This window comes from Acidimangrovimonas sediminis (genome assembly GCF_002871005.1).
In the GTDB taxonomy this organism is placed as follows: Bacteria; Pseudomonadota; Alphaproteobacteria; order Rhodobacterales; family Rhodobacteraceae; genus Acidimangrovimonas; species Acidimangrovimonas sediminis.
Window position 1 is genome coordinate 307,233 of the sequence record NZ_PHSN01000004.1, and the last position, 22,568, is coordinate 329,800.

The following is a 22,568-nucleotide window of genomic DNA, read 5'->3' on the forward strand; positions in this document are numbered from 1 at the left end:
GCGGCGATCTTCGCGGCTAGTGCAGCGGGAATTCCCCGACCACGTTGCGCCATTCCCCGGGGCGGATCATCCGCTGATGGGTAAAGCGCACCGAGTGCAACGGCCCCTCGATCGTCTCGTGCCAGAACTCGATGAACTTGAACAGCCGCGGATAATCCGGCGCCAGATCGTATTCCTGCCAGACGAAGCTATTGAGAACGTTGCGATAATCCGGCATCCGGTAATACAGTTCGGCGGTGGTCAGGCCGTAGCCCTTCAACATCAGTTCCGTGTCGTTTTCGCGCATCCTTTTTCTCCTGCTCGGACCTCCCGGTCACAAGCCTGACATAACGGAATTAATTTTCAACGAAAACAGTATGTTGGCACTCATACGCACTGGCTGCCAGCCGCGTGGCCCTTCGCCATTGCACCCCATCCCTAGCCTCGTCTATAATGCAGACAACCAGATCTAGAAGACCGATAACGAAAGAGCGGTTGACGTGAGCGACACGCCCGAACCCCCTGACAACACGGACGAAAATCTGCCCGAGCGTAGCCCGCATCCGGGCCCCGTGGTGTCGATCGCGGACGAGATGCGCTCGTCCTACCTCGACTACGCGATGAGCGTGATCGTCAGCCGCGCGATTCCGGATCTGCGCGACGGGCTGAAGCCGGTGCACCGGCGCATCCTCTTCGCCATGCACGAGGTCGGCAACACGGCTGACAAGCCCTACCGCAAGTCCGCCCGCCCGGTCGGCGACGTCATGGGGAAATACCACCCCCACGGCGACAGCGCGATCTACGACGCGCTGGTGCGGATGGCGCAGGATTTCTCGATGTCGCTGCCGCTGCTCGATGGTCAGGGCAACTTCGGCTCCATGGACGGCGACAAGGCCGCTGCCATGCGCTACACCGAGGTCCGGATGGACAAGCCGGCGAACTTCCTGCTGGCCGACATCGACAAGGACACGGTCGATTTCCAGGACAACTACGACGGCAAGGACCGTGAGCCCACGGTCCTGCCCGCGCGGTTCCCGAACATGCTGGTCAACGGTGCGGGCGGCATCGCCGTCGGCATGGCCACCAACATCCCGCCGCACAACCTCGGCGAGGTGATCGACGCTACGCTGGCGCTGATCGAGACGCCGGATCTGTCGACCGAGGCGCTGATGGAGCATATCCCGGCGCCCGACTTCCCCACCGGCGCGCTGATCATGGGCCGCTCCGGTGCGCGCAAGGCGTATCTGGAGGGCCGCGGTTCCGTCATCATCCGCGCCAAGACCCGGGTCGAGGAGATCCGCAAGGACCGTTACGCCATCGTCGTCGACGAGGTGCCCTATCAGGTCAACAAGGCCGCGATGATCGAGAAGATCGCCGACCTCGTGCGCGAGAAGAAGCTTGAGGGGATCTCGGGCATCGCCGACGAGTCGGACCGCGTGGGCGTTCGCGTGGTGATCGAGCTGAAGCGCGACGCGACGCCCGAGGTGGTGTTGAACCAGCTGTTCCGCTTCACGCCGATGCAGGTCAGCTTCGGCTGCAACATGCTGGCGCTGAACGGCGGTCGCCCCGAGCAGCTGACCCTGCGCGATTTCCTTACGCATTTCATTACCTTCCGCGAAGAAGTTGTTGCGCGCCGCACGGCCTATGAGCTGCGCAAGGCGCGCGAGCGCAGCCATATCCTCTGCGGTCTGGCGGTGGCGGTGTCGAACGTCGACGAGGTGGTCGCGACGATCCGCTCCTCGGCCGATCCCGCCGAGGCCCGCGAACGCCTGATGACGCGCCGCTGGCCCGCCGCCGACATCGCCGATTACATCCGCCTGATCGACGATCCGACCCACACGATGAACGAGGACGGAACCTACAACCTGTCCGAAACCCAGGCCCGCGCGATCCTTGATCTGCGCCTCCAGCGTCTCACCGCGATGGGCGTCAAGGAGATCACGGACGAACTTCAGGAACTTGCTGCAAAGATCCGGGATTACCTGGAAATCCTGCGCTCGCGCGAACGCATCATGGGCATCATCTCGGCCGAACTGACCGAGGTGAAGGACCTGTTCGCCGTGCCCCGCCGCACCGAGATCATCGAGTGGGCCGGCGACATGGACGACGAGGACCTCATCGAGCGCGAGGACATGGTCGTCACCATCACCGCGGGCGGCTACATCAAGCGCACTCCGCTGGCCGATTTCCGCGCGCAGAAGCGTGGCGGCAAGGGGCTGTCGGGCGGCTCTCTGAAGGAAGACGACACGGTCACGACCCTCTTCGTCGCCAACACGCACACGCAGCTTCTGTTCTTCACCACCGACGGCATGGTCTACAAGCTCAAGACCTGGCGCCTGCCGCTGGGTGGACGCGGGTCGAAGGGCAAGGCGATCGTCAACATCCTGCCGATCGCCGTCGGCGTCTCCATCGCCGCGATCATGCCTGTCGACCGGCCGGACGATGAATGGGACGACTTGCAGATCGTCTTCGCAACCTCCGCCGGAACTGTGCGTCGTAACCGACTGTCAGACTTCACGAATGTCATGCGTAACGGCAAGATCGCGATGAAGTTCGAGGATGAGTACGAAGGCGTCCGCCTGATCAACGCGCGGATCTGCTCCGAGGATGACGACGTCATGCTGGTCACCGCCAAGGGTCGCGCGATCCGCTTCCCGGTGCCCGAGGTGCGGGTGTTCAACTCGCGCTCGTCCGTCGGCGTCCGGGGCATCCGGCTGCTCGGCGAGGACGAGGTCGTCTCGATGTCCGTCATCCGCCATTTCGACGCGGAATCGGATGAGCGCGCGGCCTACCTCAAGCAACGCCGTCTGATGGCCGGCGTGACCGAGGAAGAGGAAACCGACGAAGAAGAAGAGGCCGTGACCGAGGGCCAGCTGTCCCCGGAACGCTATGCCGAGATGTCCGCGGCCGAGGACCTGATCCTGACGATCACATCAGGAGGGGTCGGCAAGACCTCGTCTTCGCACGATTATCCGGTTCGGGGCCGCGGCGGCCAAGGGGTCACCGCCTTCGACAAGAAGATGCGCGGCGGCGACCTGATCGCCTCCTTCCCGGTGGAGCTGGGCGACCAGATCATGCTGGCCACCTCGACCGGCCAGTCGATCCGCTGCCCGGTGGACGGCATCTCCTTCCGGTCGCGCTCGGCCGGGGGCGTGCGGGTTTTCAACACGGCCAAGGGCGAGAACATCGTTTCGGTCGCGCGGATTGCCGACCAGGGCGACGACGGCGAGCCCGGGGAAGAGGCCGAGAGCTGATCTCGGCCCTTTCCTTTCCCGCGCGGACGGCTTAGATCGCGGCCATGACAGAACCGCTTCATATCGTCGGCGGCGGCATGGCCGGGTCCGAGGCCGCCTGGCAGGCCGCCCAGGCCGGCATTCCCGTGGTGATCCACGAGATGCGCCCCCGCGTCGAAACCTTCGCCCATCGCACTGGCAATCTGGCCGAGATGGTGTGCTCCAACTCCTTCCGCTCCGACGATGACGAGCGTAACGCCGTGGGCCTCTTGCATTGGGAGATGCGGGCGGCCGGCGGGTTGCTGATGGAGATGGCCGATATCCACCAGCTTCCGGCCGGCGGCGCGCTGGCGGTGGACCGCGATGCGTTTTCCGCGGGCGTGACGGAGCGGCTGCGGGCGCATCCCATGATTACCGTGACGGATGAGGAGGTTACAGAACTTCCCTCATCCGGGAGCTGGATCATCGCAACCGGTCCGTTGACCTCTGGCGCGCTGGCCGAGGCGATCCGGGCCGAGACCGGTGCCGAGAGCCTGGCGTTCTTCGATGCGATCGCGCCCATCGTCTATGCCGAGACGGTGAACATGGATGTCGCCTGGATGCAGTCGCGCTATGACAAGGGCGAGACGATCGAGGAACAAACCGCCTACATGAACTGCCCGATGACCAAGGCGCAGTACGAGGCCTTCATCGACGCCATGCTCGCCGCCGACAAGACCGAGTTCCACGAGGGCGAGACCGCGGGCTATTTCGACGGCTGCCTGCCGATCGAGGTGATGGCCGAACGCGGCCGCGACACCCCGCGGCACGGGCCGATGAAACCGATCGGCCTGACCAACGCGCATGACCCCGAGAACAAGCCCTACGCCGTGGTCCAGCTGCGCCGCGACAATGCGCTGGGGACGCTGTTCAACATCGTGGGCTTCCAGACCAAGATGAAGTACGGCGCACAAACCGATGTTTTCAGGATGATTCCTGGCTTGGAAGACGCCAAGTTCGCGCGTCTCGGCGGGATTCATCGCAACACCTTCCTGAATTCGCCGACGCTTCTGGACGGGCAGATGCGCCTGCGCTCGCGCCCCAACATCCGGTTCGCCGGGCAAGTCACCGGCGTGGAAGGCTATGTCGAAAGCGCGGCGATGGGCCTGCTGGCCGCGCGGCTGGCGATTGCCGAGACGAAAGGCCAGGCGCTGGCCCCGCCGCCGCCGGAAACCGCGATGGGCGCGCTGGTGACCCATATCACCGGCGGGGCCGAGGCGAAGACCTTCCAGCCGATGAACGTGAACTTCGGCCTCTTTCCCCCGATCGACGCCAAGGGCGGGCGGAAGGGTCGAAAGGACCGCTACAAGGCCTATACGGATCGCGCGAAAGAGGCGTTCCAACAATGGCTTGCCGGACAATCCTGAGATGACCTTCACGACCCGGTTCGCACCGTCGCCCACCGGGCCGCTGCATCTGGGTCACGCCTATTCCGCGCTGCTTGCGCATGACATGGCACGCGAGGCCGGCGGCACCTTCCTGCTGCGGATCGAGGATACTGACATCGCACGGGCGCGCCCGGAGTGGGAGGCGCAGATCTATGACGATCTGCACTGGCTGGGCCTTGCGTGGCCGGAGCCGGTGCTGCGGCAATCCGAGCATTTCGCGCGCTACGATGCCACGCTCGACGGGCTGGCGGCGCGCGGGCTTCTCTATCCCTGCTGCTGTACCCGGGCCGACATCCGCGCGGCCCTTTCCGCCCCGCAGGAAGGCGTTGCAGCCGAGGCGCCCTATCCGGGCACCTGCCGCGGGCGCCCGATGTCCGACCGCCGGCCCGGCGACGCGCTGCGGCTGAACCTGCCGCGGGCACTGGCCGAGGTGGGGCCGGACCTTGGGGCCTTCACCGACCTCGGGCCCGTGCATCCGGGCACGCACCGCCTGGATGCGGCTGCGCTGACCGCAACGCAGGGCGACGCCGTGCTCGGGCGCAAGGAGATCGGAACGGTCTCCTACGTGCTGGCGGCGGTGCTGGACGACGCCTGGCAGGGCATCACCCATGTCGTGCGCGGCGCGGACCTGTTCGAGATCACCTTCCTTCAGGTCCTGCTTCAGAAGTTGCTGCAACTTCCGACGCCAAGCTATTACCACCACAAGCTTATCCGTGACGAGCACGGCAAGCGGCTGGCCAAGCGCGACGACTCCCGGGCGATCGCGACCTATCGGGCCGAGGGCGCAACACCCGGAGATATCCGCCGCCTGGTCGGTCTCTAGAGGTACTGATCCCCCATCTCGGCGCCGAAGGCGTCAGGTTTGCCTTCCCAGACGATATGGCCGTGCTGAAGCACGTAGATCCTGTCGGAATGCGGCAAGGCGAAGGTCACGTTCTGCTCGCCCAGAAGCACGGTGATGCCAGTCGTGTCGCGCAGCCGGTGCAGCGCCTGCGACAGCTGGTCGAGGATCACCGGCGCCAGCCCCAGGGTGGGTTCGTCGAGGATCAGAAGGCGCGGCTTCATCATCAGAGCGCGGGCGATGGCCAGCATCTGCTGCTCGCCCCCCGACAGGGTGTTCGCCGCCTGCTTTGCGCGGTCGCGCAGCCGCGGGAACAGCTCCAGCAGGCTTTCCAGCTGTGCGGTCCGCTCCGCCTCCTCAAGATGCGCCCCGCCGAGGTCGAGGTTCTCGCGCACGCTCATGTAGCCGAACAGCTCGCGCGTTTCGGGGCATTGCACGATGCCGCCCCTAGCGATCTGCGCGACGGAGCGGCCGGTGGTCGGGGCGCCGTCCCATACCACCTCACCCGATTTGGGAAGAAGGCCGGATATCGCATTGAAAAGGGTTGATTTTCCTGCCCCGTTCAACCCGACGACCGAGACGAATTCCCCCTCGCGCACGTCCAGGGTCACCCCCTCCAGCGCCTGCGCCTTGCCGTAGCGGACCGAGAGGTCCTTGACCTGCATAAGCGGGCTGCCAGAGGTCTGCACGAGGTCGGGGCGCGGATGGGCCGCGATCTCGCCGCCCATGTAGACCTTGCGCACCGTCTCGTTGCGGGTGACCTCCTCCGCCGTGCCGCTGGCGATCTCCTCGCCAAGGTACATCGCCAGCGCCCGGTCGACCAGCGCGGCCACGCTTTTCACGTTGTGATCGACCAGCAGGACCGCGCGGCCCTCTTCGCGGAAGCCATGGATCAGGGCCGAGAAATCGGCCACCTCCCGCGGGGTGAGGCCGGCGAAGGGCTCATCCACCAGCACGACCTTGGGTTCGCGCGCCAGCGCCTTGGCCATCTCGATCCGGCGCAGGTCGGCGAACGGCAGGGTCGAGGGCAGCCGGTCCAGCACGCCGCCAAGGCCCACCCGATCGGCGATCGCCCTTGCACGCTCGTCATGCGAGGGGTCCGCCACGAGGCGCAGCAGGCTGTCGGGCAGCAGCGCCAGCTTGATGTTCTCCAGTACGGTCTGCCGGTGCAGCGGGCGCGAATGCTGGAATACCAGCCCGATCCCCTGGTGCGCGATCTTCGCGGTGGGCCAGCCGGCGATATCGGTGCCGTCCAGCACCACGCGCCCGGCGTTCGGCTTCTCGATCCCCATGACCATCTTCATCACGGTCGACTTGCCCGACCCGTTCGGCCCGATCAGGCCGAGGATCTCTCCCGCCTTGAGGGTGAACCCGATGTCCTTGACCGCGACCAGCCCGCCGAAGCGTTTCTGCAGGTGTTCGACCTCGAGGACGTTCTTTGCCATCACGTGCGATCCCTCCATCATGCGCCCTCTCTCTGCCGGTGCATCAGGCCCAGCAGGCCGCCGGGGAAGACGATGATCACGGCAAGGCAGATGCCCGAGACCACGAAGATGTTGAGCTGGCCGAGCGGACGCAGAAGCTCATCCGCAAGCAGGATGACGATGGACCCGATCATCGCGCCCAGGATGGTGCGGCGCCCGCCGACCACCGCGGCAATGATGATCTGCACGCCGATCGAGATGTCGATCACCGTCCCGACCGAAGCGGTGCCCGAGTAGAACACCATCATCCCCCCGGCGAGGCCGGAAAACAGCGCCGAGATGCAGAATGCCGCAAGCCGGTGTTTCGCCACGTTGAACCCCAGCGCCGCGGCGGCGATCGGGTCCTGCCCGGTCGCCTCGAGGATCAGCCCCAGCGAGGAACGCGAGATGATCACCAGGATCAGCGCCGAGGCCGCCATGAACCAGAGCGCGTATTCGTAATTGGTGGCGGTGTCGATCGACAGGATGTCGGGCACCATCATCCCGATCTCGCCACCGGTGAAGCCAGAGAAGATGACGATGAAGTAGCGCAGCAGAAGCACCGCCACGAGGGTGACGAGGCCGAAGTAGGCGCCGCGCAGTTTCAGCGCGGGCAGCGCCAGAAGGATGCCCCCGATGATCGACATGAGGCCGCCGAAGATCAGGCAGACGACGATCGGCGCGCCGGCATAGGTATCAAGCAGCGCGGCCCCGTAGGCGCCGAGGCCGATCAGGAAGGTGGGGCCGAAGTTCACCATGCCGGCGTAGCCGAACAGCAGATCCCACGACATGGCGAAGACGCCGAAGTAATAGGCCATGGTCAGCACGCCCAGGTAATAGGCCGAAAGCCACCATGGCCCCACCGCGGCGATCACCAGCGCGGGCAGCATGAGCCAGAGAAGGCGCGAGCGGAGTATCGTTTTCATCGCGTGCCCCCTCAGCGCCGGCCCAGGATGCCCTGGGGCCTCAGATAGACGACCAGCACCAGCACGATCAGCGCGGGGATCGGTCTCAGCTGCGGAGAGATCACGTAGGCGGTGATCGTCTCCATGTAGCCGACCACGTAGGCCGCGATCAGCGACCCCCAGACGGAGCCGAGGCCGCCGAGAACGACGATGGAGAAGGCGCTGGCGGTCAGCCCCCCGGCACTGGCGGAGGAGACCCCCAGGAACGAGGCCAGAAGCACGCCCGCGACGCCCGTGAGGATGCCGTAGATCGTCCAGGAAAACAGGTGGATGTTCGACATCTCGAACCCGAGCAGCCCGAGCGCGCGGGGGTTTTCCGACGCGGCCAGCAGCGGCTTGCCGAACCGGGTTCGGTAGACCACCAGCCATAGAAGGCCGATGACCACCCAGCACAGGACGCCGATCATCAGCTCGTTCACCGGGGTGCGGTCGCCGAGGATGTGGACGACCCCGGGCAGCAGCGGCCGCATCGTCACCGGGTTGTCGGAAAAGAGATAGGCCATCCCCTCCTGGATCATCACGCCCCACAGGAGCGTCGCTGTGAGAATGAAGATCTCGGTCTCGTCCGCCGGGATGCGTTTCGATCGCTGGATCGGCCGGATCACCACGAAATAGGTGACATAGGCCGCGATCAGCCCGGCAAGGACCCCCAGCGCGGCGGCGCCGTAGGGATCGAGGGAGAAGCGGTTCGCGGCGTCCCAGCCGACGAGGGCCGCGATCACCATGATGCCGCCATGGGCGAGGTTCAGGACCCCGGTGACGCCGAAGATGAGGGTGAAGCCGATGGCGCCGAGGCCATAGAGCGCGCTGATGACAAAGCCGTCGATCAGGATCTGTATCGCTGTCATGCTGTCCTTCCCGATGCCGTCCCCGCGGCGCCGGCCAGATGGGCCGATGCGGGAGGAGGCAGTGCTGTGGGGGCCGGAAGGGCCGGTCGGGCCGGGGCAGTCGTGCCGCCCCGGCAGATCAGGTGCGCGTCGGGGCGGTCGCGCCGCCCTGACAGATCAAGTGCCGTCGGGGATCAGTGCGTCGCCGCCGTCAGCTTGACGAAGGACGGGAACTTCATCTTGCCGTTGGCGACATCCTCGGGCCAGACCGTGACCTGCTTGCCGCTCTGCCATTGGATGAACAGGCCCGTCACCTTGCCCTTGCCGTATTCCAGGCCGTGGGCGTACTGGTTGTCCTTGCCGTAGAACTGGACCGTGCCAGTGGTGCCCACCATCTTGGTCTTTTCCATCTCCGCGACGATCTTGTCGGGATCGGTGGACCCGGCCCGCTTGATCGCCTGGGCGAAGGCGTTCACGTCGTCATAGGCCGCGTAGCCGACATAGGACGGGCTGTCGCCGAACTTGGCCTGATAGGCCTTGGCGAAGGGCATGGTCTTGGGCGTGGTGGCCACGTCAGGGGCCGCGCCGGTCTGCGTCAGCACCCCTTCGGCCGCGCCGTTCGTGTCTTTCCAGAAGGTCGAGGTGGAGGCCTGCGAGGAAATCCCGAACATCGGCAGCGGCACCTGCTGGTCATGCCATTGCACCGTCGGCCGCACGCCGACATGGCTGATCCCGGTGACGATCACGTCCGGGTGCTGCCCCTCGATCTTATTGAAGATCGGGGTGAAATCGGTGGTGTCGGGATTGAACCGGATCTCGTCGAGGACCTTGAGCCCGACCTTGGGCAGGCATTTCTTGTAGGTCTCGTCGAGCGGCTTGGTCCAGGCGGCGTCCTCGCTCATGATGACGGCGGTCTTCATGTGGTAGGGGCCGACCATCTCATCCTTGCCGAAATCGCAGACCGATTGCGCCAGGAAGGCCGAGTTCAGCCAGCCCTGGAACGTGTACTTGTTCATCTTGTAGTTCTTGTGCACCGCCGCCGTGATCTTGGTGCTGGCCGCGCCCGGCGTGATGTAGGGCATGTGCAGCCGGCCCGACCATGGCTCGATCGCCAGCGCGATCTCCGAGATGTAGCTGCCCACGACAGCCGCCACCTTGTCCTGCGTCGCCAGCCGCTTGAACGCGCTGACCGCGTCCGAGGCCGATGAATGGTCGTCGTAGGTGATGATCTCGACCTTGCGGCCGTCGATCCCGCCGGCCTGGTTGATGTCGTCGGCCGCAAGCTTGGCCGCGTTGATGATCGAGGCCCCGGCGACCGAAGACGCTTCGCCGATCACCCCGATCTTGATCGGCCCGCTGTCCGCGGCAAGCGCCGGCATCGCAGCGCCGAGCGCAAGCCCGCCCAACGCAGTCGCGCCAAGGGTGAGTTTACGGATTCGTTTCGTGGGATTCATTTGGTCCTCCTCCAGTTGCGGATCCTCCATCCGCGCTCCCCGGCGCATGCACGCCATCGTTTCTTCAGTGTTTTTGGAGGGACGTTAACATGCGAAACCGGTCGGTCCCGATGAATCCGGCCGAATTCGCGAAACTCACCTATATGTGACCAATCGCGATCAATATCCGCTTGAAAGAATTTCGGAATTCCGCATTGCAGCAATTTCGGAATTACCAATTCCCGCGAGGGGATATGGCACTCAAAGCATCGGTTTCATGATCTCCGTCTCTGCACCGCCGCGAACCGCGGTGTAGAAGCACGACCGCCGGTTCGTGTGACACGCGGGCCCCTCCTGCTCAACCAGAAGGAGAAGGCAATCCCGGTCGCAATCAACCCGAAGCTCGACCAGCCGCTGGACGTGGCCCGAGGTCTCGCCCTTGGCCCAGAACGCCTGCCGCGAGCGCGACCAATAGGTCACCCGCCCGCTTTCCAGCGTCCGCGCGACCGACTCGGCGTTCATCCAGGCCATCATCAGGACCTCGCCGGTCGCATGATCCTGCGCGATGGCGGGAATCAGGCCGTTCGCGTCATAGGACAGGGTCGCGGGGTCGAACATCGGGCTTCCTTTCCAAACCGTGCATGCAGGACTATCTAAGGGGAGACCCACCAATAGGAAAGCCGCGGGGAGCTTCATGAGCAGCGATACCGATCTCGTCAAACTCTACTCGGGCCGGATCCTCGAACTGGCCTCGGACATTCCGCTGACCGGGCGGCTCGACGCGCCCATGGCCAGCGTCAAGCGCCGCTCACCGCTCTGCGGATCGACCGTCACCGTGGACCTCGACGTCGAGGACGGGCGGATCAGCCGCTTCGCGCAGGACGTGAAGGCCTGCGCCCTGGGCCAGGCCTCGGCCTCCGTCGTCGGCGCCCACGTGCTCGGCCGCACCCGCGCCGAGGTCGAGACCGCGCGCGACCAGCTTCGCGCCATGCTCAAGGAAGACGGGCCGGTGCCCGATGCGCCGTTCGACGGGCTCGAGGTGCTGCTACCTGCGCGCGACTACAAGAACCGCCACGCCTCGATCATGCTGGCCCTTGAGGCGACCGCCGAGGCGATGGAACAGGCCGAGAAAGCGGCCTGTGCCTAACCGTTTCTTAAGGGGCCGCCCCTAGGGTCGCGGGGTAACGCGATTTCACAAGGCCCCTCAATGGCGCTCTCCCAGACTGCCCTCGCCCAGCCTGCCCTCTCCCTTCAGCAGACCGTTCCGCCCTCCGCCCCCCTGGCGGCGCGGGGGGAGATGGACGGCGTGGCGCTGACCGCGACGCAGCTTGGCCGCGACATCGTCGAGATCGGCGGCGCGCTCGACCGCGTCGATGCCGAGGCGGACGCGCAGATCGCGGCGCTGCGCCAGATGCGCGCGCAGGTCGCCCAGCTGCGCGACAGTACCGGCGCCATGGGCCGCGACGCCGCGACGCTGGCGGAAACTTCGGACCAGGCGCGCGGCGTGGTGCAGGATTCCATCGCGCTCCTGCAGGCCAGCGCGGGCCGCAGCCGGACGATCTCGGAATGGGTCGCGGGGCTGGCCGGCCGGATGGAGGGCGTGGGGGAGGAGCTGGACAATCTCGGTGCCTCGAACCAGCAGATCGCCGAGATCGCGCGCCAGGTGCGCATGCTGGCGATCAACGCCAAGATAGAGGCCGCGCGCGCCGGCGTCTACGGCTTGGGCTTCGGCGTCGTCGCCGAAGAGATCGGGCGCCTTGCCAACAACACCGCCGCCGCGGCGGAGGCGATCACCGGCAACCTTGGCAGCCTGCGCGACCAGATCGGCGGCATGCGCGGCGAATCCGCCGGTGTGGCGCAGGAAGCCGGCGCCGTACTGACCGAGGCGGACAAGACCGACCGCGCCCTGGGCGACATGGCCGACAGCGTGCGCCGCAGCGCCGAGGCCGCGGCCGGCATCGCCGCCCGGTCCGAGGCGCAGAGCGGCGTGGTCGAGGCGTTTCTTCCCGCGTTCGAGCGGATCGACACCGCCGCGGGCGAAACCGCGGCCCGGATCGCGACCGCCCATGCCAGCACCAACAGCCTTCTCGACCGAAGCGAGGCGCTGGTGCAGCAGACCGCGCGGCTGGGCGGCGTCACCGCCGAGACCCTGTTCATCGAGACGGCCCGCGCCACCGCGGCCGAGATCGCCACCCTGTTCGAAGCGGCGATCGCACGGGGCGAGATCCCGGCAGCCGACCTGTTTTCCGACGATTATCGCCCGATCCCCGGCAGCGACCCCGCGCAGGTCCGCACCGCCTTCACCGCCTTCACCGACCGCCACCTTCCCGCGCTGCAGGAGCCGGTGCTCGACCTGGACCCCAGGGTGATCTTCTGCGCCGCGGTCGATCGCAACGGGTACCTGCCGACCCACAACAGGAAGTTCTCGCATCCGCAGGGCGACGATCCGGTTTGGAACGCCACACATTGCCGCAACCGCCGCATCTTCGACGACCGTGTGGGCCTCAAGGCCGGGCGCTCCGCCGCGCCGTTCCTGTTGCAGGTCTATCGCCGGGACATGGGCGGTGGAAATTTCGTGGTGATGAAGGACGTCTCTGCCCCGATCACCGTGAACGGCCGCCACTGGGGCGGGCTGCGCATCGCCTACGGGTTTTGACGCCCCTGCCCGCCCGGCATAAAAAAACCGCCGCGCTTCCCGGGGGAAGGCGGCGGCAGTCGGGATCTTGCGCATTCGCCGGACGGCCGGGACATGGGGAATGTCCATCAGTCGGTCAGGCAGGACCCGGGCATACATTGGGGATGTGATGCGGGCCGCCCGGCGCGCAAGATCGCGGGCAGATGGAATGGCAGATCAGAACAGCGACGGCAGAACGAGCCCCGCCATCAGCATGAACCCCAGTGCCGTGATCCCGGCCAGATCCTGAACCAGCGTCGGCGCCTGGCGGGCAATGATATCCTTGAGATCGTCAAACATGGGGTTCTCCTGTTCTCTGTTGCCACTTTGTTCTCACATCCTTAACGGTCTGTAAAGAACTTTTAGAGAACATTTGAGAACAAAAGGAAACCGCGCGAGGAGAACACCGCTAACCTACTGAAATCAGGCGGATCGCCCGGTCCTGCTCCATCAACCAGAGGAGAACGCGCGCCGCCTTGCCGCGGGCGCTTTCCAGCGTCGGGTCGTCTGCCAGCAGCCGACGTGCGTCGGATTGCGCGATCGCCATCAGCGCGGACTGCCGTTCCAGATCGGCAATACGGAACCGGGGCAGCCCGGACTGCGCCGTCCCGATCAGGTCGCCCGCGCCGCGCATCGCCAGGTCTTCCTCGGCAATGCGAAAACCGTCTTCGGTGTCGCGCAGAACCTGCAACCTGCGCGCGCCGCTCTCGCCCAGCGGCGGGCGGTACATCAAGAGGCAGGTGGAGGCCGCCGCGCCGCGCCCGACCCGCCCGCGCAGCTGGTGCAGCTGGGCCAGGCCGAAGGTCTCGGCCTGTTCGATGACCATGATCGACGCATTCGGAACGTTCACCCCCACCTCGATCACCGTGGTGGCGACCAGAACCCGGGTGCGCGCGGCAACGAAATCGGCCATCGCCCTGTCCTTGTCGGCGGGCGGCATCTGGCCATGGACAAGGCCCACGACCCCCTCGCCAAGGGTCGCACGAAGGTGGCGGAACCGATCCTCGGCGGCGGTCAGATCGCTTACCTCGCTCTCGTCGACCAGCGGGCAGACCCAATAGGCCTGCCGCCCCTCCTCGACCGCGCGGCGCAGATGATCGACCACCTCGTCCATCCGCCCGGAGGAGACGAGCGCGGTGGTCACCGGCGTCCGCCCGGGCGGCTTTTCGTCGAGCACCGAGATATCCATGTCGCCATATTGCGCAAGGCTGAGCGAGCGCGGGATCGGCGTCGCCGTCATCACCAGGACGTCGGCGTGTTCGCCCTTGGCGCCCAGCTCCATCCGCTGCGCCACGCCGAAGCGGTGCTGTTCGTCGATCACCGCCAGCCGCAGATCGGCGAAATGCACGTCCTTCTGGAACACCGCATGGGTACCCACCAGCACCGCGATCTCGCCCGAGGCCAGCGCGCCGAGCTTCGCAGCCCGCTCGACGCCCTTGTCGCGCCCGGTCAGCAGCTCCAGCCGCACCCCCGCCGCCTCGGCCAACGGGCGCAGGCTTTCGAGGTGCTGGCGCGCCAGGATCTCGGTCGGCGCCATCATCACGCCCTGCCCGCCCGCCTCCACCGCGACCAGCAGCGCAAGGAAGGCGACCAGGGTCTTGCCCGCGCCGACGTCACCCTGCAGCAGCCGGTTCATGCGCTGCGTGCCCGCCATGTCGGCGGCGATCTCGTCGATGCAGCGCCGCTGCGCGCCGGTGGCGGAATAGGGAAGCGATTTCAGCACCTTGTCCTGCAACGCGCCGGTGCCCTTGCTGGGCCGCCCCTTGCCGCGCCGCAGGCTCAGCCGGGCAAGCGCGAGGGTCAGCTGATGCGCCAGAAGCTCATCATAGGCCAGACGCTGGCGCGCCGGGGCCGAGGGCGAGATGTCGGCCGCGCTTTGCGGCGCGTGCACTGCGGCCAGCGCGTCGTGCCAGTCGGGCCAGCCCTCGCGCTCCTTGAGCGCAGGGTCGATCCATTCCTCCAGCTCCGGCGCACGGTCCAGCGCGCCGGCCGCGGCCCGGGCCATCGTCTTCTGCGTCACCCCGGCGGTCAGCGGATAGACCGGTTCGTAGAGCGGCAGCTCTCCCTCCTGCTCGACCGGGAGAATATGGTCGGGATGGGCCATCTGACCGATGCCGTCGAACAGCTCCACCCGGCCCGAGACGATGCGCCGCTGGCCGGTCGGCAGGATCTTCTGCAGGTAGTCGCCACGGCCGTGAAAGAACACCAGCTGGAATTCGACCTGCCCGTCGTCGACATTCACCCGGTAGGGCCGCCCCCGGCTGCGCGGCGGCAGATGCGCGCCGATCGTCACCTCGACCGTGACGACCCCGGGCAGCGTAGCCCCCCGGATCGTGTCGCGACGGCGGCGGTCGATGCCGGTATGGGGCAGCGTGAACAACAGGTCGCGGGGGCGTTCCACGGCCAGGCCCGTCAGCGCCTCGGCCACCTTGGGGCCGATGCCCGGCAGTGTCTCGATCCCGGCGAAGAGCGGGAACAGGATCTCGGGCCGCCCGGCCACCTAGTGCCCCTCGATCAGGGCGAGCCAGGCATCCTCGTCGATCGTCTCGACGCCCAGCTCGGCGGCCTTCGCAGCCTTCGAACCCGCGCCGGGGCCCGCGATCAGCAGATCGGTCTTGGCCGAGACCGACCCCGCCACCTTGGCCCCGAGCGCCTCGGCCCGGGCCTTGGCCTCGGCCCGCGTCATCTTTTCCAGGCTGCCGGTGAACACGAGGGTCTTGCCGGCGACGGGGCTGCCCTCGGTCTGCGGGCGGGCGACCTCCTCGATCGTCAGATGGGCTACGAGCCTGTCGATCGAGGCGCGCTCGGCCTTCTGGTGGAAGGCCGAGATCAGCGAGACGGCCAGCGTGGCGCCCACCCCGTCGATGCCGATCAGGTCGGCCCATGCGTCGCGGGCCGCCTGCGGAAGGGCGGGGTCCGCCTCCCAGACCGCATCGCGGGATTCCTTGATCCGGGCGCGGCGGCCCACGTCCTCCGCCGCCTGGCGTTCCGCCAGAACGGCCTCCTCCGCCTTCCGATGGCGTTCCTCGGCCGGAAAAGCGGTGTCGATCGCGTCGATCAGCGCGGCCCAGGTACCGAAGTGGCGCGCCAGGTCCTGCGCCGCGACCTCGCCCACGTGGCGAATGCCGAGGGCGAAGATCAATCGGTTGAGCGGAATGCGCCGGCGTTCCTCGATCGCGCGGAAGAGATTGGCGGCCGAGGTCTCGCCCCAACCGTCGCGATTCTTCAGGCGGCGCAGGCCGTTCTCCTCGTCACGCCGGGCCAGGGTGAAGATGTCGGCCGGCTCGCGGATCGGAAGAAGGTCGTCGTGAAAGAACGCCTCGATCTGTTTCGCCCCCAGCCCCTCGATGTCGAAGGCCGCGCGCGAGACGAAATGTTTCAGCTTTTCCATGGCTTGAGCCGGGCAGATCAGACCGCCCGAGCAGCGCCGGACGGAATCCCCCTCTTCCCGGATCGCGTCGGAGCCGCATTCGGGGCAGGTGTCGGGAAAGCGGTAGGGGGCGGTGCCCTCGGGGCGGCGTGAAAGGTCGACATCGGCCACCTTGGGGATCACGTCACCGGCGCGGTAGACCTGCACCCAGTCGCCGATCCGGATATCCTTGCCGCGGCCCTCGGCGTCGGGGCGTATCGGTGCACCCTTGGAATCGCGACCGGCGATGTAATCCTCGTTATGCAGCGTCGCGTTCGAGACGACGACGCCGCCCACGGTTACCGGTTGCAGCCTCGCGACAGGGCTGAGCGCCCCGGTGCGGCCGACCTGGATCTCGATCTTTTCCAGGCGGGTCCAGGCGAGTTCGGCAGGAAATTTGTGCGCGATCGCCCAGCGGGGCGTCGTCGCGCGAAACCCGAGGCGCGCCTGAAGCGACAGGTCGTTCACCTTGTAGACCACGCCGTCGATGTCATAGCCGAGATCGACACGCCCGGCCTCGATCGCGCGGTAGGTGTCAAGCATCTCGGCCGGGCCGTCGCAGAGCGTGGTCAGCGGGTTGGTCGAAAACCCGAGGTCCGAGAGCCGTTCGATCGCGCCGATCTGGGTGTCGGCCAGCGGGTCGGAGAGTTCCCCCCAGGCATAGGCGAAGAATTTCAGCGGACGCCCCGCGGTGATCTTCGGGTCGAGCTGGCGCAGGGATCCGGCCGCGGCATTGCGCGGGTTGGCGAAGGTCTTGGCGCCCGCCGCCGCCTGCCGTTCGTTCAGCGCGGCGAAATCGGCGTGACTCATATAGACCTCGCCCCGCACTTCCAGCACGTCGGGTGCGCCCTCAAGCCGCTGGGGAATGTCGTCGATGGTTCGGGCGTTGGCGGTGACATTCTCGCCCTCCGCACCGTCGCCGCGGGTCGCGGCCTCGACCAGAACGCCCTTTTCATAGCGGAGCGACAGCGACAGCCCGTCGATCTTGGGTTCCGCCGTGAAGGCCAGGGCCGCCTTTGCCCCGAGGTTGAGGAAGCTGCGCACCCGCCCGTCGAAATCGCGGATGTCGTCATCCTCGAAGGCATTGGCAAGCGAGAGCATGCGGACCCGGTGCCGGACCTTGGCAAAGCCTTCCGACGGCGCCGCACCCACCTGTTCCGACGGGCTGTCGCTGCGCTTGAGTTCGGGAAAGCGCGCCTCGATCTCGGCGTTGCGCCGTTTCAGCGCGTCAAAGTCCGCATCGCTGATCTCGGGCGCATCCTCGGCATGGTAGGCTTGGTTCGCGTCCGCGATCTTCCGTGCGAGGCGGGCAAGTTCCGCCTCCGCCTCCTCGCGCGTCAGATCCCCGACCTTCACCTCAGCCGCCTGCATTGCCGTCACTCCCGCATCTCCGAACGAGGGAAGTGATAGGTGCCGGCCCGGTCGAGGTCCAGCGGCGAAAGCCGCCAGCGACGGATTTCGCCCCCTGCGACGGGGCGCCCCCCGGCCCGTAGGCTCGGGCTCGTGGGCTCAGGCCCCCATGGCAAGGCGTGGCGCGCTGCCGGAGGCCGGTGCCGGATCGCGCAGGACGTAGCCGCGCCCCCAGACCGTCTCGATGTAATTGTCGCCGCCCGTCGCCTCCGACAGCTTCTTGCGCAACTTGCAGATGAAGACGTCGATGATCTTCAACTCTGGCTCGTCCATGCCGCCGTAGAGGTGATTGAGGAACATCTCCTTGGTCAGGGTCGTCCCCTTCCGCAGCGAGAGCAGTTCGAACATCTGGTATTCCTTGCCGGTCAGATGCACCGCCTTGCCCTCGGCGTCGACGGTCTTGGCGTCGAGGTTCACGGTCACCTTGCCGGTGCGGATCACCGATTGCGCATGCCCCTTGGACCGGCGGATGATCGCGTGGATCCGCGCCACCAGTTCCTCGCGGTGGAACGGCTTGGTCAGGTAATCATCGGCGCCGAAGCCGAAGCCCTTGATCTTGCTTTCCGTCGCGTCGTCGCCCGACAGAATGAGGATCGGCGTCTCGATCTTGGCCAGTCGCAGCTGGCGCAGCACCTCGTGCCCGGACATGTCGGGCAGGTTCAGATCCAGCAGGATCAGGTCGTAATCGTAAAGCTTGGCAAGATCGACGCCCTCTTCTCCCAGGTCGGTACAATAGACGTTGAGATTGGCGTGGGTCAGCATCAGTTCGATGCTGCGCGAGGTGGTGGGGTCGTCCTCAACCAGCAGGATCCGCATTACAAACTCTCCGCAATGAACTCGTCTTCGTTAACAGCTTTCACGGCAAATGGTTAATCACTGGTTACTCTGACAGAAATTCGCCCAACGACAACTTAAAGTTGTCGATATTTTTGCAGGGAGGTGACCTTGAGAGCGGCTTCGCCATGGGTGTCCACCGCGGCGCACCAGCTGTCGAACTCCTCCTCCGACAGCGCGTAGCGTTCCAGCGCCTCGCGCCGCGGGATCAGCCCGTAGGCCACGGCGCGCACCACGATCACCTTGCGGCTGGCAACCCAGCGGCGGGTGTCGGCAGGCGGCAGGTCGGCCCGGCTGAGGATGGTCCCATCGGGCAGCGTCACCTGCCGCGGGCCGTCGACTTTCTTCAGGTACATGGGTTTTCCCTCGTCTTCCGGTGCGCAAGATTGGCACCGCGCCCTTAAGGAGCGGTGAAGCGAGGGGTTGAGGATGCGGGGCATTTTCCTATATTCCTGCGCACCTCCTCCGACACACGGCGAAAGGCCGCTGCAATGGCACTCGATGCAAAGACTGGTCTGAACTCGCTGGGCTTCCCCAAGCCCCCGGCCGAGACCCGCGTGGTGGTCGCCATGTCGGGCGGCGTCGACAGCTCCGTCGTGGCGGCGATGCTGGCCGAGGAAGGCTATGACGTGGTGGGCGTCACGCTGCAGCTTTACGACCACGGGGCCGCACTGGCCAAGAAGGGCGCCTGCTGCGCCGGCCGCGACATCCACGACGCGCGCCGCGTGGCCGAGGCAATGGGCTTTCCGCATTACGTGCTGGATTACGAGAACACCTTCCGGGAGGCGGTGATCGACGAATTCGCCGATGCCTACCTTGCCGGCGCAACCCCCGTGCCCTGCATCCGCTGCAACGAGCGGGTGAAGTTCCGCGACCTGCTGGAGACGGCCAAGGATCTGGAGGCCGATTGCATGGCGACCGGCCATTACATCCAACGGATGATGGGCGAGAGCGGGCCGGAACTGCACTCGGCGGCGGATGCGAACCGCGATCAGAGCTATTTCCTGTTCTCGACCACGCCGGAACAGCTCTCCTACCTGCGCTTTCCGCTGGGCCACCTGGCGTCGAAGGCCGAAACCCGGGCGCTGGCGGCGAAATACGGCCTGCCGGTGGCGGACAAGCCCGACAGCCAGGACATCTGCTTCGTGCCGAACGGCAATTATGCCTCGGTGATCGAGAAGCTGCGCCCCGGCGCCGCCGACCCGGGCGAGATCGTCGACATGGAAGGTAACGTCCTGGGCGAACACCGCGGCGTCATCCACTACACCATCGGGCAGCGCCGGGGCCTGGGCATCGGCGGCCTCGCAGACCCGCTCTACGTGGTGAAGCTCGACCCCGAGGCACGCCGGGTGGTCGTCGGCCCGAAAGAGGCGCTCTCCACCCGCATCGTCCCGGTGCGCGAGATCAACTGGCTGGGCGACGAGCCGCTCACGGCACGCCCGGAATGGGAGGTGTCGGTCAAGGTCCGCTCCACCCGCCCGCCGCGCCCGGCAGTGATCCGCCCGGTCTCGGCCACCGAGGCGCAGGTGGAACTGCTCACCCCCGAGGAAGGCGTGAGCCCGGGTCAGGCCTGCGTCTTCTACGCCCCCGACAGCACGCGCGTGCTCGGCGGCGGCTGGATCTGGCGCGGCAAGTAAACCCTGAAGACAGCGCCGGAATGAAAGGTCAGCGGTGGTTTCACACCCCCGCACCCACCGCATCCGCGGGGGTTTCACACCCCCGCACCCCCGTGGGATATTTCCGCTCAGAAGAAGACAGACCCTCTTCCCTTTCTGCTCTCAAATATCCCGGGGGTGCAGGGGGCAGCGCCCCCGCCGGTCCCTAGCCCAGGGCGTAGCCGGCGCCGCGAACGGTGCGCACCGGATCCTCTCCGCCCTTCTGGCAGAGCGCCTTGCGCAGGCGACCGATGTGGACGTCGACGGTGCGCGTATCGACGTAGATGTCGCGGCCCCAGACGCGGTCGAGGAGCTGTTCGCGGCTCCAGACCCGGCCCGGCTTTTCCATGAAGGTGGCGAGCAGGCGGAATTCCGTGGGCCCGAGTTTCAGGACGTCGGGGCCGCGGTAGACGCGGTGGCTTTCGCTGTCGAGCTTGATGTCCTCGAATTCCAGCACTGCGCCCACCGTCGAGGGGCGGACGCGGCGGAGTTGGGCCCGCACACGGGCCATCATCTCGACCACGGAATAGGGTTTCACGACGTAATCGTCGGCACCGGTTTCCAGACCGCGGACGCGATCCACCTCTTCCGAGCGGGCCGAGAGCATGATGATCGGAATCGCGCGCGTGTCGGGCCGGGTCTTCAGCTGGCGGCAGACCTCGATCCCCGAGACGCCGGGCAGCATCCAGTCGAGCACCACGATGTCCGGCGCCTCTTCGGCCACCAGCATCAGCGCCTCATCCCCGGTCTCGGCACGGGCGACACGGAAGCCCTCGGCCTCGAGGTTGTAGGCCAGAACCTCGCGCTGGGCGGGCTCGTCCTCGACCACCAGGACGGTCGGCGCCTCGCCCGCCATCAGAACTCCCCCTCGCCGGTGAGCGAGGTCTTGTCGGCCTTGGGCCGCACATCCTCGGGCAGTTTGCCGGTGACGAGGTAGATCACCTGCTCGGCGATGGTGGTGGCGTGGTCGCCCATGCGTTCGATGTTCTTGGCGATGAAGTGGAGGTGCATGCAGGCGGTGATGTTGCGCGGGTCCTCCATCATGTGGGTCAGGAACTCGCGGAACAGCGCGTTGTACATCTGGTCGACGTCGTGGTCGCGCTGGCGCACGTCCTGCGCCAGTTCCACGTCGCGCTGGATGTAGCTGTCGAGTGCGTCCTTCAGCATCAGCTCGACCTCCTTCGCCATCCGGCGGATCGCGCCGCTGGCGCCCTCGACCGGCGACATCTGGCTGAGCACGGTGGAGCGCTTGGCGAGATTCTTGGCGTAATCGCCGACGCGTTCCAGCGAGGAGGAGATCTTCATCACCGAAAGCACGGTGCGCAGGTCCGACGCGGTCGGGGCGCGCAGAGCGATGACGCGGGCGGCCTCTTCCGTGACCTGCTGGTCGAGCGCGTCGATCAGCCGGTCGTTGGCGCGCACCTTGTCGGCCAGCTCCTCGTCGCGGGTTTCCAAGGCGCGGGCGGCGTCGAGGATGGCGGTCTCGACGAGGCCGCCCATCTTCATGATCATCGCCTGGATCGCTTCGAGGTCGCGATCGAAGGCGGCGGCGATATGGGTCGTTTCCATGGTCCTGTCCTGTTCCTTGCGGGCGGTCCGGCTGCCCCTTTGCCGATCAGCCGATCCGGCCCGTGATGTAGCTTTCCGTGCGCGGATCCCTGGGCGTGGTGAAGATCTGGCCGGTCTCGCCGTATTCTACCAAGTTCCCTAGATGGAAAAATGCCGTCTTTTGTGACACTCGTGCTGCTTGTTGCATGGAGTGGGTCACAATTACGACAGCAAAACGGGTTCTCAGCTCGTCGATCAACTCCTCGATCTGGGCCGTGGCGATCGGGTCGAGGGCCGAGGCGGGCTCATCCATCAGCAGGACCTCGGGCGCGGTGGCGATGGCGCGGGCGATGCACAGGCGCTGCTGCTGGCCGCCCGACAGGCCCGTGCCGGGCGCCTGCAGCCGGTCCTTGACCTCTTTCCACAGCGCCGCGCGCTTCAGCGCGCTTTCGACCACCTCGTCCATCTCGGCCTTGCCGCGGACGAGGCCGTGGATCTTCGGCCCGTAGGCCACGTTGTCGTAGATCGACTTGGGAAACGGGTTCGGCTTCTGAAACACCATGCCCACCCGGGCGCGCAGCTGCACCGGGTCGACGCGCTTGTCGTAGATATCCTCGCCGTCGAGGGTGATCCTGCCTTCGACCCGGCAGCCGGCAACGGTGTCGTTCATTCGGTTGAGGCAGCGCAGGAAGGTCGACTTGCCGCAGCCCGACGGGCCGATGAAGGCGGTGACGGTCTTGTCCTCGATCGCCACGCTGACATCCTTGATGGCGTGGTTGTCGCCGTAGAACACCTGCACGTCCTGCGCGTCGATCTTGATCTTGTCGTTCTGCACGATCCGCTCTTCCAGTCGCATGTCGTTCATTGGGG

The 22,568-nt window shown here is 66.5% G+C and carries 20 protein-coding genes; 6 read left to right on the forward strand and 14 right to left on the reverse strand.

All coding sequences use genetic code 11. The features are described from left to right. Window positions 1-16: 16 nt before the first annotated feature. Complete coding sequence (locus tag CVV76_RS03680) at window positions 17-286, reverse strand: usg protein (protein WP_102223261.1); 270 nt, start codon at window positions 284-286, stop codon at window positions 17-19. A gap of 193 nt (window positions 287-479) precedes the next feature. On the opposite strand from CVV76_RS03680, the gene gyrA reads away from it, so the two are divergent. From gyrA to gluQRS, 3 genes are read left to right on the forward strand one after another with little or no spacing between them, the layout of a single operon-like run. Then, complete coding sequence (gyrA, locus tag CVV76_RS03685; RefSeq protein WP_102223262.1) at window positions 480-3,233, forward strand: DNA gyrase subunit A; 2,754 nt, start codon at window positions 480-482, stop codon at window positions 3,231-3,233. 44 nt (window positions 3,234-3,277) lie between these two features. Then, window positions 3,278-4,618, forward strand: a complete 1,341-nt coding sequence (trmFO, locus tag CVV76_RS03690; RefSeq protein WP_102223263.1) for a methylenetetrahydrofolate--tRNA-(uracil(54)-C(5))-methyltransferase (FADH(2)-oxidizing) TrmFO — start codon at window positions 3,278-3,280, stop codon at window positions 4,616-4,618. Between the two features lies 1 nt (window position 4,619). Beyond that, window positions 4,620-5,462 (forward strand): tRNA glutamyl-Q(34) synthetase GluQRS, encoded by an 843-nt coding sequence (gene gluQRS, locus CVV76_RS03695; RefSeq protein WP_102223264.1) that lies wholly within the window; start codon window positions 4,620-4,622, stop codon window positions 5,460-5,462. Here gluQRS and CVV76_RS03700 read toward each other — a convergent pair. The 5 genes from CVV76_RS03700 to hisI form a co-directional block, all read right to left on the reverse strand. Continuing rightward, window positions 5,459-6,925 carry an ATP-binding cassette domain-containing protein gene (locus CVV76_RS03700; protein WP_199178484.1) on the reverse strand — a complete coding sequence of 489 codons (1,467 nt, stop codon included), beginning with the start codon at window positions 6,923-6,925 and terminating at the stop codon, window positions 5,459-5,461. The two genes, gluQRS and CVV76_RS03700, sit on opposite strands and share 4 nt — an antisense overlap. Window positions 6,926-6,942: 17 nt before the next feature. Next, a complete protein-coding gene (locus CVV76_RS03705; protein ID WP_102223266.1) occupies window positions 6,943-7,869 on the reverse strand; it encodes a branched-chain amino acid ABC transporter permease in 927 nt (308 codons plus the stop codon). 11 nt (window positions 7,870-7,880) lie between these two features. After that, window positions 7,881-8,756 carry a branched-chain amino acid ABC transporter permease gene (locus CVV76_RS03710; RefSeq protein ID WP_102223267.1) on the reverse strand — a complete coding sequence of 292 codons (876 nt, stop codon included), beginning with the start codon at window positions 8,754-8,756 and terminating at the stop codon, window positions 7,881-7,883. Between the two features lie 173 nt (window positions 8,757-8,929). After that, a complete protein-coding gene (locus CVV76_RS03715) occupies window positions 8,930-10,189 on the reverse strand; it encodes an ABC transporter substrate-binding protein (protein WP_102223268.1) in 1,260 nt (419 codons plus the stop codon). A gap of 240 nt (window positions 10,190-10,429) precedes the next feature. Further along, the gene (hisI, locus tag CVV76_RS03720) at window positions 10,430-10,786 is read right to left on the reverse strand and encodes a phosphoribosyl-AMP cyclohydrolase (RefSeq protein ID WP_102223269.1); all 357 of its coding nucleotides are present in this window, start codon (window positions 10,784-10,786) and stop codon (window positions 10,430-10,432) included. Window positions 10,787-10,862: 76 nt separating this feature from the next. Between hisI and CVV76_RS03725 the strand changes: the two genes are divergently transcribed. Together CVV76_RS03725 and CVV76_RS03730 are read left to right on the forward strand one after the other, a co-directional pair. Next, the gene (locus tag CVV76_RS03725) at window positions 10,863-11,315 is read left to right on the forward strand and encodes an iron-sulfur cluster assembly scaffold protein (protein ID WP_102223270.1); all 453 of its coding nucleotides are present in this window, start codon (window positions 10,863-10,865) and stop codon (window positions 11,313-11,315) included. Between the two features lie 60 nt (window positions 11,316-11,375). Next, complete coding sequence (locus CVV76_RS03730; RefSeq protein WP_102223271.1) at window positions 11,376-12,824, forward strand: methyl-accepting chemotaxis protein; 1,449 nt, start codon at window positions 11,376-11,378, stop codon at window positions 12,822-12,824. Window positions 12,825-13,019: 195 nt separating this feature from the next. Here CVV76_RS03730 and CVV76_RS25575 read toward each other — a convergent pair whose 3' ends face one another. The 5 genes from CVV76_RS25575 to sciP form a co-directional block, all read right to left on the reverse strand. Beyond that, window positions 13,020-13,142, reverse strand: a complete 123-nt coding sequence (locus tag CVV76_RS25575) for a hypothetical protein (protein WP_269844477.1) — start codon at window positions 13,140-13,142, stop codon at window positions 13,020-13,022. 109 nt (window positions 13,143-13,251) lie between these two features. Then, window positions 13,252-15,342 carry an ATP-dependent DNA helicase RecG gene (recG, locus tag CVV76_RS03735; RefSeq protein ID WP_102223272.1) on the reverse strand — a complete coding sequence of 697 codons (2,091 nt, stop codon included), beginning with the start codon at window positions 15,340-15,342 and terminating at the stop codon, window positions 13,252-13,254. Then, window positions 15,343-17,622, reverse strand: coding sequence for an NAD-dependent DNA ligase LigA (gene ligA, locus CVV76_RS03740; RefSeq protein ID WP_102223273.1), 2,280 nt, complete (start codon window positions 17,620-17,622; stop codon window positions 15,343-15,345). It abuts the gene before it with no gap. A 138-nt stretch (window positions 17,623-17,760) separates the two neighbouring features. Further along, window positions 17,761-18,477: a response regulator transcription factor CtrA gene (gene ctrA, locus CVV76_RS03745; protein WP_102223274.1), complete on the reverse strand. Its 717-nt coding sequence runs from the start codon at window positions 18,475-18,477 to the stop codon at window positions 17,761-17,763. A 95-nt stretch (window positions 18,478-18,572) separates the two neighbouring features. Beyond that, window positions 18,573-18,851: a CtrA inhibitor SciP gene (gene sciP, locus CVV76_RS03750; RefSeq protein WP_102223275.1), complete on the reverse strand. Its 279-nt coding sequence runs from the start codon at window positions 18,849-18,851 to the stop codon at window positions 18,573-18,575. 135 nt (window positions 18,852-18,986) lie between these two features. Here sciP and mnmA point away from each other — a divergent pair, with 135 nt between their 5' ends. Continuing rightward, window positions 18,987-20,132: a tRNA 2-thiouridine(34) synthase MnmA gene (gene mnmA / locus CVV76_RS03755; protein ID WP_102223276.1), complete on the forward strand. Its 1,146-nt coding sequence runs from the start codon at window positions 18,987-18,989 to the stop codon at window positions 20,130-20,132. A 184-nt stretch (window positions 20,133-20,316) separates the two neighbouring features. Here the strand turns inward: mnmA and phoB are convergent, their stop codons facing one another. Genes phoB through pstB form a run of 3 tightly spaced genes read right to left on the reverse strand, consistent with a single transcriptional unit; the run spans window position 20,317 to window position 22,563 of the window. Beyond that, complete coding sequence (gene phoB, locus CVV76_RS03760; RefSeq protein ID WP_199178485.1) at window positions 20,317-21,006, reverse strand: phosphate regulon transcriptional regulator PhoB; 690 nt, start codon at window positions 21,004-21,006, stop codon at window positions 20,317-20,319. Then, window positions 21,006-21,719, reverse strand: a complete 714-nt coding sequence (gene phoU, locus CVV76_RS03765; protein ID WP_102223278.1) for a phosphate signaling complex protein PhoU — start codon at window positions 21,717-21,719, stop codon at window positions 21,006-21,008. Before phoU ends, phoB begins: the two co-directional genes overlap by 1 nt. A gap of 46 nt (window positions 21,720-21,765) precedes the next feature. Beyond that, window positions 21,766-22,563 (reverse strand): phosphate ABC transporter ATP-binding protein PstB, encoded by a 798-nt coding sequence (pstB, locus tag CVV76_RS03770; RefSeq protein WP_102223279.1) that lies wholly within the window; start codon window positions 22,561-22,563, stop codon window positions 21,766-21,768. Between the last annotated feature and the right edge of the window lie 5 nt (window positions 22,564-22,568).

Bases quoted from the DNA above. Each gene is read 5' to 3' on its own strand.
- ligA (WP_102223273.1), bottom strand. From the start codon at position 17,622: ATGCAGGCGGCTGAGGTGAAGGTCGGGGATCTGACGCGCGAGGAGGCG.
- pstB (WP_102223279.1), bottom strand. From the start codon at position 22,563: ATGAACGACATGCGACTGGAAGAGCGGATCGTGCAGAACGACAAGATC.
- CVV76_RS03705 (WP_102223266.1), bottom strand. From the start codon at position 7,869: ATGAAAACGATACTCCGCTCGCGCCTTCTCTGGCTCATGCTGCCCGCG.
- CVV76_RS03715 (WP_102223268.1), bottom strand. From the start codon at position 10,189: ATGAATCCCACGAAACGAATCCGTAAACTCACCCTTGGCGCGACTGCG.
- CVV76_RS25575 (WP_269844477.1), bottom strand. From the start codon at position 13,142: ATGTTTGACGATCTCAAGGATATCATTGCCCGCCAGGCGCCGACGCTG.
- ctrA (WP_102223274.1), bottom strand. From the start codon at position 18,477: ATGCGGATCCTGCTGGTTGAGGACGACCCCACCACCTCGCGCAGCATC.
- phoU (WP_102223278.1), bottom strand. From the start codon at position 21,719: ATGGAAACGACCCATATCGCCGCCGCCTTCGATCGCGACCTCGAAGCG.
- CVV76_RS03725 (WP_102223270.1), top strand. From the start codon at position 10,863: ATGAGCAGCGATACCGATCTCGTCAAACTCTACTCGGGCCGGATCCTC.
- gluQRS (WP_102223264.1), top strand. From the start codon at position 4,620: ATGACCTTCACGACCCGGTTCGCACCGTCGCCCACCGGGCCGCTGCAT.
- phoB (WP_199178485.1), bottom strand. From the start codon at position 21,006: ATGGCGGGCGAGGCGCCGACCGTCCTGGTGGTCGAGGACGAGCCCGCC.
- CVV76_RS03700 (WP_199178484.1), bottom strand. From the start codon at position 6,925: ATGGCAAAGAACGTCCTCGAGGTCGAACACCTGCAGAAACGCTTCGGC.
- CVV76_RS03710 (WP_102223267.1), bottom strand. From the start codon at position 8,756: ATGACAGCGATACAGATCCTGATCGACGGCTTTGTCATCAGCGCGCTC.
- sciP (WP_102223275.1), bottom strand. From the start codon at position 18,851: ATGTACCTGAAGAAAGTCGACGGCCCGCGGCAGGTGACGCTGCCCGAT.
- CVV76_RS03730 (WP_102223271.1), top strand. From the start codon at position 11,376: ATGGCGCTCTCCCAGACTGCCCTCGCCCAGCCTGCCCTCTCCCTTCAG.
- mnmA (WP_102223276.1), top strand. From the start codon at position 18,987: ATGGCACTCGATGCAAAGACTGGTCTGAACTCGCTGGGCTTCCCCAAG.
- CVV76_RS03680 (WP_102223261.1), bottom strand. From the start codon at position 286: ATGCGCGAAAACGACACGGAACTGATGTTGAAGGGCTACGGCCTGACC.
- hisI (WP_102223269.1), bottom strand. From the start codon at position 10,786: ATGTTCGACCCCGCGACCCTGTCCTATGACGCGAACGGCCTGATTCCC.
- trmFO (WP_102223263.1), top strand. From the start codon at position 3,278: ATGACAGAACCGCTTCATATCGTCGGCGGCGGCATGGCCGGGTCCGAG.